Below are 6410 nucleotides of genomic sequence, written 5' to 3'. Positions count from 1 at the left end.
CCATCGACGACACTTCACTGGGATTCAGCGGCAGCTACCGCTACGTGAGCTCGCAGAATCTTGGTGGATTTCGTCGCCTCGAGTTCGATGCAGGTAACAGCCTCCAGGGCAGCAGGAACTTGCCCAGCATCCCGGATCCGCAATTCGTGACCCCGCTCGAGCTGAGCCTTGTCGACAACAGCCGATTGCTTGTGGGGGGTTCCGGCAATGTCTACGAGTCAACCAATGCCAATACCGCAAGCCCGACTTTCAGTTCGCTGGGCGAGCCGGGAGCAAACCGCAACGCGATGGCCTTCGGTGCACTCGGCCTGCCCGCGGCGGCCGTGGTCGGCAAGGGTAACGAAGTATTCAAGCGCGTCGGCAATGCGTTTGTCGTCACCGCCGATCTCCCCGCAGGTGCGGCAACGATTACGGATGTTGCAATGAATCCGGTAAACACCGACATCGTGTACGCCATCGACAACAATCAGGTGTTTTTCACTGACGACGGTGGAGTCAATTGGCAGGAACTGACCGGCAACCTGCCCGCAATCAGTTCGCAAGATTTTCGCACCATCGAGTTTTTTCCCACCGACATTACGGCAGGAAGGGTCGCAATCGGAACCCGATCGGGCGTGTACGAATCGCTTAGCGGATCCGATGAATGGTCGTTGCTGGGGCAAGGCCTGCCTGACGTGCTGGTCTTTGATCTGCGTTACGCGGGTGGAATCGAAAGTTTGATCGCGGGCACTCTCGGCCGGGGCGTCTGGCAGTTGAGCCTGACTGACGTGATATTCGCGGACGGGTTCGAATAGGGTCCAGTAGTGATCCAATCCGGAAGCGGGAATGGGAGAGGTGGGACATCCGGGATTCCCGCCAGCAGCATTGCTGCCTCCCTGGGCTCTCGTCCATCATGCAGCGCACATACGGGCATTGCCGAGGCAGGCGCGTGATCTGCGTTTGCGAATCGGCTGCCCGTACCTGGAGGATTCCACTCCGATCTTCCAATGTGCCGTGATTTCTTTCGAACGGATCTTGATCGGGCATTCGCCGGTTGGTGTCGCAAGCCTTGGCGAGCGGATTTGGTCGGACATGTATTGGGTAACCCGACTTCTTTCCCGACGTCAGGCAGGAGTCATCCTGGCTGCCCTGCCTGCAACATTGCTACACGACTGAAGCCAGCTTCGCAGGGCCTGGTCACGGTCATCGACGGAGACAGGTATCATCGATCCGACCATCTCCGAATCTGACGTGAGGGTTCCATTGCTGGCGTCGTAGATATGCAGGGGGCTTTTGATCGGGATGGCTCCTGGATCGTTGGAATACTTCCCAAACTTGACCAAGGAAAATCACGATGGAAGCTCATGAAAATTGTTGTTCTCCGCAAGATGCATGTCGCGACAGTCGCAGAAACTTGTTGAAATCCGCCCTCGGAATAGCAGCAATGGGTGGGGTGGGAGCGCTGGGCCTGGGCATGCCGCAGCTGTCTTTTGCAGCAGCGCTGAGCAAGAAGGAGCGCGACGCCCTCACGCCGGATCAGGTCATCGAACAGTTCAAGCAGGGCAATGCGCGTTTCCGCGCCGGCAAGATGCATCCGCACGACTATCTGGCCCAGAAGCGGGCTAGCGCAGGAGGGCAGTACCCGGCAGCAGTCATCCTCAGTTGCATCGATTCGCGTGCTCCATCGGAGATCATTCTCGATGCCGGTATCGGCGAAACCTTCAACTCGCGAGTCGCCGGAAATGTTGTCAGTGACGATGTGCTGGGAAGCCTGGAATTTTCATGTGCGCTGGCAGGAGCCAAGCTGGTCCTGGTGATGGGGCATACCGCTTGCGGCGCGATCAGGGGCGCCATTGATAATGCCGAGCTGGGCAACCTCACCGGATTGCTCGACAAGATCAAGCCGGCAGTAGCAGCGACAAAATACACTGGCGAGCGAATCGGTAGCAACTATGAATTCGTCGACGAAGTCGCCAAGACGAATGTGCTGCTCGCCATCGACGAGATACGTCGCCGCAGCCCGGTCCTCGCGGGTCTGGAGAAAGACGGAAAGATCCGTATTGTCGGCTCTATGTACAACCTGGCAGGTGGCAAGGTCGATTTCCTTGCCTGACACTTGCCGGACGAGTGTCCGGCAAACTCCTCTTGCTCAAAATTGACGATTCGCAATCGGGCGAAGTCGTGATGCTTGAGGAGTTCCGTGGGGTACTGAAAGAATAGGAGATCAACCAGGCCTGCTTGCGATCCTGCGTGGCAGGCGGCCTGGGTTTCTTCACTGCGGCGTAATTTCCTTCAGGACTGCAGTGAGCGGGAATAGGATTCCCAGCTCTGGTGTGGACGGCCGACTACCGTCTCGAAATCGCCGGGTGAGTCGTAGGCTCCCAGGCGGATTCCGTCATAGATTCCGGCAATGATCGTGCCGAGAAAAGGGCCGAGTTCGGCAATCCGCTCCTCGACATATTCAGCCGAAGACATCACACGGTAGCTCAACTGCACGCCGAAGGCGCTGTTCAATAGTTCGGTCAACTGCGCTTGCGTGATCGGCTTGCCGTTGAGATTGACGATTCGGCCATCGTGATCGGAACCGGTCAATAGTCGTGCGTACGCAAAGGCGAGTTCCGCTCGGGTCGTATAGCCGCATTTGCCGTTGCCCGCACTGTTGGCGATCTCACCCTTGGCCTTGTACTTGTCGATGTATTCGACGTCAGGCTCGATATAGATGCCATTGCGCCCAACCACCCAGTCGAGGCCGCTCGCCTTGAGGTCGACTTCGGTGTGCCGATTGCTCTGTACGATCGGCGAAAAGGCGGTGCCTTCCTCCGGGCCCTGCACGCTGGTGTATACGATTTTCTTCACTCCGGCTGCGCGGGCGGCTTCGATCACGTTGCGGTGTTGCACGATGCGCTTGTCTGGTGCGTCCATGCCGGAAACGAGCAGCACGCAGTCCACGTCAGTCAGCGCTTTTTGCATTTCGGCCGGATCGTCGTAGGTCCCCTGACGCACTTCGACGCCGAGGTCCTGCGCCTTGGCAGGCGTGCGGGCGATACCGATCACGTTGTCGTGGCCGATCAGTGCAACGGTGGCGTGAACGATGGCGTGGCCCAGTTGTCCGCTGGCGGCGGTGACGGCAATTTTCATGTCGGGTTTCCTGTCATTCGTCATGTTTCTTGCGAAGGAGCGAGCGGCGGTTCATTCACCTTCCATCTGTTGCTCGGCCTTGCCAGAAAGCGCATCGAGTGCCTCGGCCGTGTCGGCGGGTATCGACCGGCTCAGCGCCACAGCATAAAGCCCGACCAGAGCTGCGATCAGCACTGCACCCATGATTGCAACGGAAAGGTTTTTCACGTGTGCCTTCAGGCTGCGGAAGTTCAAGGTGATGTGCGCGATTGCCGCGAGCACCAGCAGCACGCCAAACACCTTGTGTACCGGATGCATCTGCAGCGTGAACGAGGTGCGATCCATGTAGATCATCAGAAGTCCCGACGTCGACATGGCAACAAACGAGACAAACATGGTGATGGCAACGAACTTGCGGAACATGGTCGATTCTTCCTCTCGTCATGGATCCGGTGGCGCGTGGACTTCGCGCCCGGCTTTGGTCGAAGCACAGCTCCGCAGCCCGCACTTGCCCGGGCAAGAGTAGTCGCTACCGTGCGAATGCACACCGCTAACGTCCGGCCGCGAAGCCCTGGCCTGCATGCGTTTCCTTGCCCCGGACCTGAGTCTGCCTATTCGCCTGTGTCGTGATCGGGATGGTCGGTGGCGCCTTGCTTCCAGTATCCGCGTGAGATCAACCTGTTGCGGTCCAGTCCGCGTTCGCCTGTCAGATGTGCCTTGATTGCGCGCATCGCAACCGCTTCGCAGGCCACCCACCATTGGGCACTGTCGTCGATCTGGATCGAACGCGCGGCGTCCAGCAGCAGCGATCCGGGTTGGGCATTGGTCGGCAGGCGGTGCAGCCAGTGCATCGAGTCGACAAGACGCTGACTCGGCAGGATCTGGTCTGCCGCATCCACGACCTCGGCGACCAGGGTCACGTGGCAATCAGCGGGAACGGCATCAATGATCATGCCAGCCGCAGGGAGCGCGGACTCATCAGCCAGAATGACCAGCCGACGCAAGCCTGGCTCGAAATCGTGTCCGCCGCCAGGGCCGGCCACGGTGATGCGGTCACCGAGCTGCGCATTCTCTGCCCAATCGGAAGCCATCCCGGCTCCATGACGGACGAACTCGACCACCAGTTCATTGCGCGCCGCATCGAAACTGCGTGGTGTGTAGGTACGGGCAGGCGGGCGTGGCTGGCCGGGCTCAGGACGCCAGTCGGCAGGCATCTCGGCGAAGAACAGCTTGATGTGAGCGCCCGGCCGCGCCGGGCCGAACCCCTGCAGATTGCTGCCTCCGAACGTGACCCGACGCAGGCGTGGGCCCGGATCTTCGATGCGGACGACCTCTACAGGCCGCAAGACGGGGCGGCGACGGGCGGGTGGGTCAGTGGGAACTGTCATTGGCTGTGTCTTATTCATGAGGATAGTGTGGCTCCTCACAATTAGCTTGATAAGATGGTTCAATCAGAATTCTTTGTCGCAAATAATCGAACAATGATTGATGACCTTCGCAGCATGGCAGTATTTGCGACCGTGGTTGGGGAAGGCTCGTTTCGCGGTGCCGCAAAGCGCCTGGAGCTTTCGCCATCTGTGGTCAGTCACCATGTTTCGCAACTGGAAAAGCGCCTTGGCTGCGCATTGCTCTACCGATCTACCCGACATCTGTCACTGACTGACGACGGTCGCATTTTCCATCAGGCCTGCGCCCGCGCCGTCGAGGCAGCTGAAGAGGGATTGCACAGCGTCGCCAGTCGCAAGCTCGAATTGACCGGCAAGTTGCGGGTCACTTGCCCGGCATTGCTGGCGCCGGGCCCATTCGTTGACGATGCACTGGCGTTTTCCGAAACGTATCCGGGGGTCGAACTCCAGCTCGACTTCGACGACGAACGGCACAGCATGGTGAAGGAGGGCTATGACGTCGCCATCCGCATTGGCTGGCTGGACGATTCCGCATTGCGTGCGCGCAAGCTCCTGGTTCTGCAGCGTGTTCTATGCGCCTCGCCTGAGCTTGTGGCTCGTCACGCTGCCATTGCCCATCCGGACGACTTGCGCCAATGGCCATGGATTCAGGAAAGCATGTTGCCTGCCCACATCGACTTCAACGGCCCCTCCGAAGAAACCTGCCGCGTTCAATTGCGCAGCCGCATCACCACCAACCATGTTCAGGCAGCCCGGCAGTTGGCTGTCGGTGGCGCGGGCGTATTGGCAGCGCTCGATGTTGTCGTCGCTGAAGATCTGGCAGCGGAACGTCTGGTCCCGTTGCTTCCTGCCTGGCAGATGGCAAACCCGTCAGCCTATGCAGTCTGGCCGGCAAATGCCGCCCGCGGCTCACTTGTACTGCGATTCGTGGACTTCCTGGACCAGCGCATCAACCACACAAGTGTCGACAGGCGCTGAGGCCGGGGCAAAAAGCGGGACGTGATTAAACATTCCGTCTGAATTCGAAGATGTAGGTCCGCTTTCCGGGTGCGCCAGTTGCAGTTCCGGTCCTCGGCTGCCGAAAATGAAGCCGGGCCTGACCGGCACATATTCGAGATCGCCTTTGCGCATACGACGCCTGCTGCAATGTCACTATGGGTAGTCTGTGGATCGTGAGCGAGAGGAGTAAATCCCATGTACGGTAAAACCATCGTGGCATCCGTGGTCGCAATCGTTGTTGCATCCGCAATCATTGCATCCTGCGGGGAGTCGGCAACGCTACCGGTCAAGTCAGGAATGGGGCCGTCTCCCGAACTCCCGCCGCCCAACCCGACCCTGATTCCGACGGTCAAGATTGCGAAGGCAGTGGGGTGGCCAGCTGGAATCATGCCTTCACCTGCAGAAGGAACCCGCGTCAACGCGTTTGCGACCGGACTCGATCATCCGCGCTGGCTACTCGTATTGCCGAACGGTGATGTCCTTGTCGCCGAATCCAATGCGCCTGCCAAGCCCGAGGACGGCACGGGGATTAAGGGATTCTTCGTGAAGAAGGCCATGGAAAAGGCCGGCGCCGGCGTCCCTAGCGCCGACCGGATCACCTTGCTAAGAGATGTCGACGGCGATGGCATCGCCGAATATCGCAGCGTTTTCATCGACAAATTGAAATCCCCGTTCGGCATGGCGCTTCTCGGCGATCAACTATTTGTCGCCAATACCGACGGTGTCGTTTCCTTCACGTATGAGTCCGGCAACACCGAGATCAAGAATGCACCAACTCCGATTGTTGATTTGCCGGCCGGGCCGATCAATCACCATTGGACCAAGAGCCTGATCGCGAGCCCTGATGGGAGCGCACTTTTTGCGACCGTGGGTTCGAACAGCAATGTCGGCGAGAATGGCATGCAGGCG

Annotated in this window: 7 protein-coding genes; 4 read left to right on the top strand and 3 right to left on the bottom strand. The window is 59.2% G+C overall.

Going from position 1 to position 6410, the window contains the following annotated elements; genetic code table 11:
• Both WBP53_RS12780 and WBP53_RS12775 read left to right on the top strand, forming a co-directional pair.
• Positions 1 to 794: hypothetical protein (locus WBP53_RS12780; protein ID WP_423929507.1), on the top strand; the 794-nt coding region annotated here is incomplete at its 5' end.
• A gap of 539 nt (positions 795 to 1333) precedes the next feature.
• Entirely contained in the window at positions 1334 to 2092 is a 759-nt protein-coding gene (locus WBP53_RS12775; protein WP_423929505.1) for a carbonic anhydrase, read from the top strand.
• A gap of 179 nt (positions 2093 to 2271) precedes the next feature.
• Here WBP53_RS12775 and WBP53_RS12770 read toward each other — a convergent pair whose 3' ends face one another.
• From WBP53_RS12770 to WBP53_RS12760, 3 genes are all read right to left on the bottom strand, one after another.
• On the bottom strand, positions 2272 to 3117 hold the full coding sequence (locus tag WBP53_RS12770) for an SDR family oxidoreductase (protein ID WP_423929503.1): 846 nt from the start codon (positions 3115 to 3117) through the stop codon (positions 2272 to 2274).
• A 51-nt stretch (positions 3118 to 3168) separates the two neighbouring features.
• Entirely contained in the window at positions 3169 to 3519 is a 351-nt protein-coding gene (locus tag WBP53_RS12765) for a DUF4405 domain-containing protein (RefSeq protein WP_423929501.1), read from the bottom strand.
• Between the two features lie 188 nt (positions 3520 to 3707).
• Positions 3708 to 4484 carry a siderophore-interacting protein gene (locus WBP53_RS12760; RefSeq protein WP_423929499.1) on the bottom strand — a complete coding sequence of 259 codons (777 nt, stop codon included), beginning with the start codon at positions 4482 to 4484 and terminating at the stop codon, positions 3708 to 3710.
• A gap of 93 nt (positions 4485 to 4577) precedes the next feature.
• On the opposite strand from WBP53_RS12760, the gene WBP53_RS12755 reads away from it, so the two are divergent.
• Complete coding sequence (locus tag WBP53_RS12755) at positions 4578 to 5480, top strand: LysR substrate-binding domain-containing protein (protein ID WP_423929497.1); 903 nt, start codon at positions 4578 to 4580, stop codon at positions 5478 to 5480.
• A gap of 216 nt (positions 5481 to 5696) precedes the next feature.
• Positions 5697 to 6410, top strand: a 714-nt coding sequence (locus WBP53_RS12750; protein ID WP_423929495.1) for a DUF7133 domain-containing protein, incomplete at its 3' end; no start/stop codon positions are given.

The sequence above is a fragment of the Dokdonella sp. genome (assembly GCF_049593775.1).
Taxonomy (GTDB): Bacteria; Pseudomonadota; Gammaproteobacteria; order Xanthomonadales; family Rhodanobacteraceae; genus Dokdonella.
Note: the sequence above shows the minus strand (reverse complement) of the source record. Positions and strands in the feature narration are given on the sequence as shown.

What these genes read in the sequence shown, in the direction of transcription:
- WBP53_RS12775 (WP_423929505.1), top strand. Translation starts at nt 1,334, where the DNA reads ATGGAAGCTCATGAAAATTGTTGTTCTCCGCAAGATGCATGTCGCGAC.
- WBP53_RS12770 (WP_423929503.1), bottom strand. Translation starts at nt 3,117, where the DNA reads ATGAAAATTGCCGTCACCGCCGCCAGCGGACAACTGGGCCACGCCATC.
- WBP53_RS12765 (WP_423929501.1), bottom strand. Translation starts at nt 3,519, where the DNA reads ATGTTCCGCAAGTTCGTTGCCATCACCATGTTTGTCTCGTTTGTTGCC.
- WBP53_RS12760 (WP_423929499.1), bottom strand. Translation starts at nt 4,484, where the DNA reads ATGACAGTTCCCACTGACCCACCCGCCCGTCGCCGCCCCGTCTTGCGG.
- WBP53_RS12755 (WP_423929497.1), top strand. Translation starts at nt 4,578, where the DNA reads ATGATTGATGACCTTCGCAGCATGGCAGTATTTGCGACCGTGGTTGGG.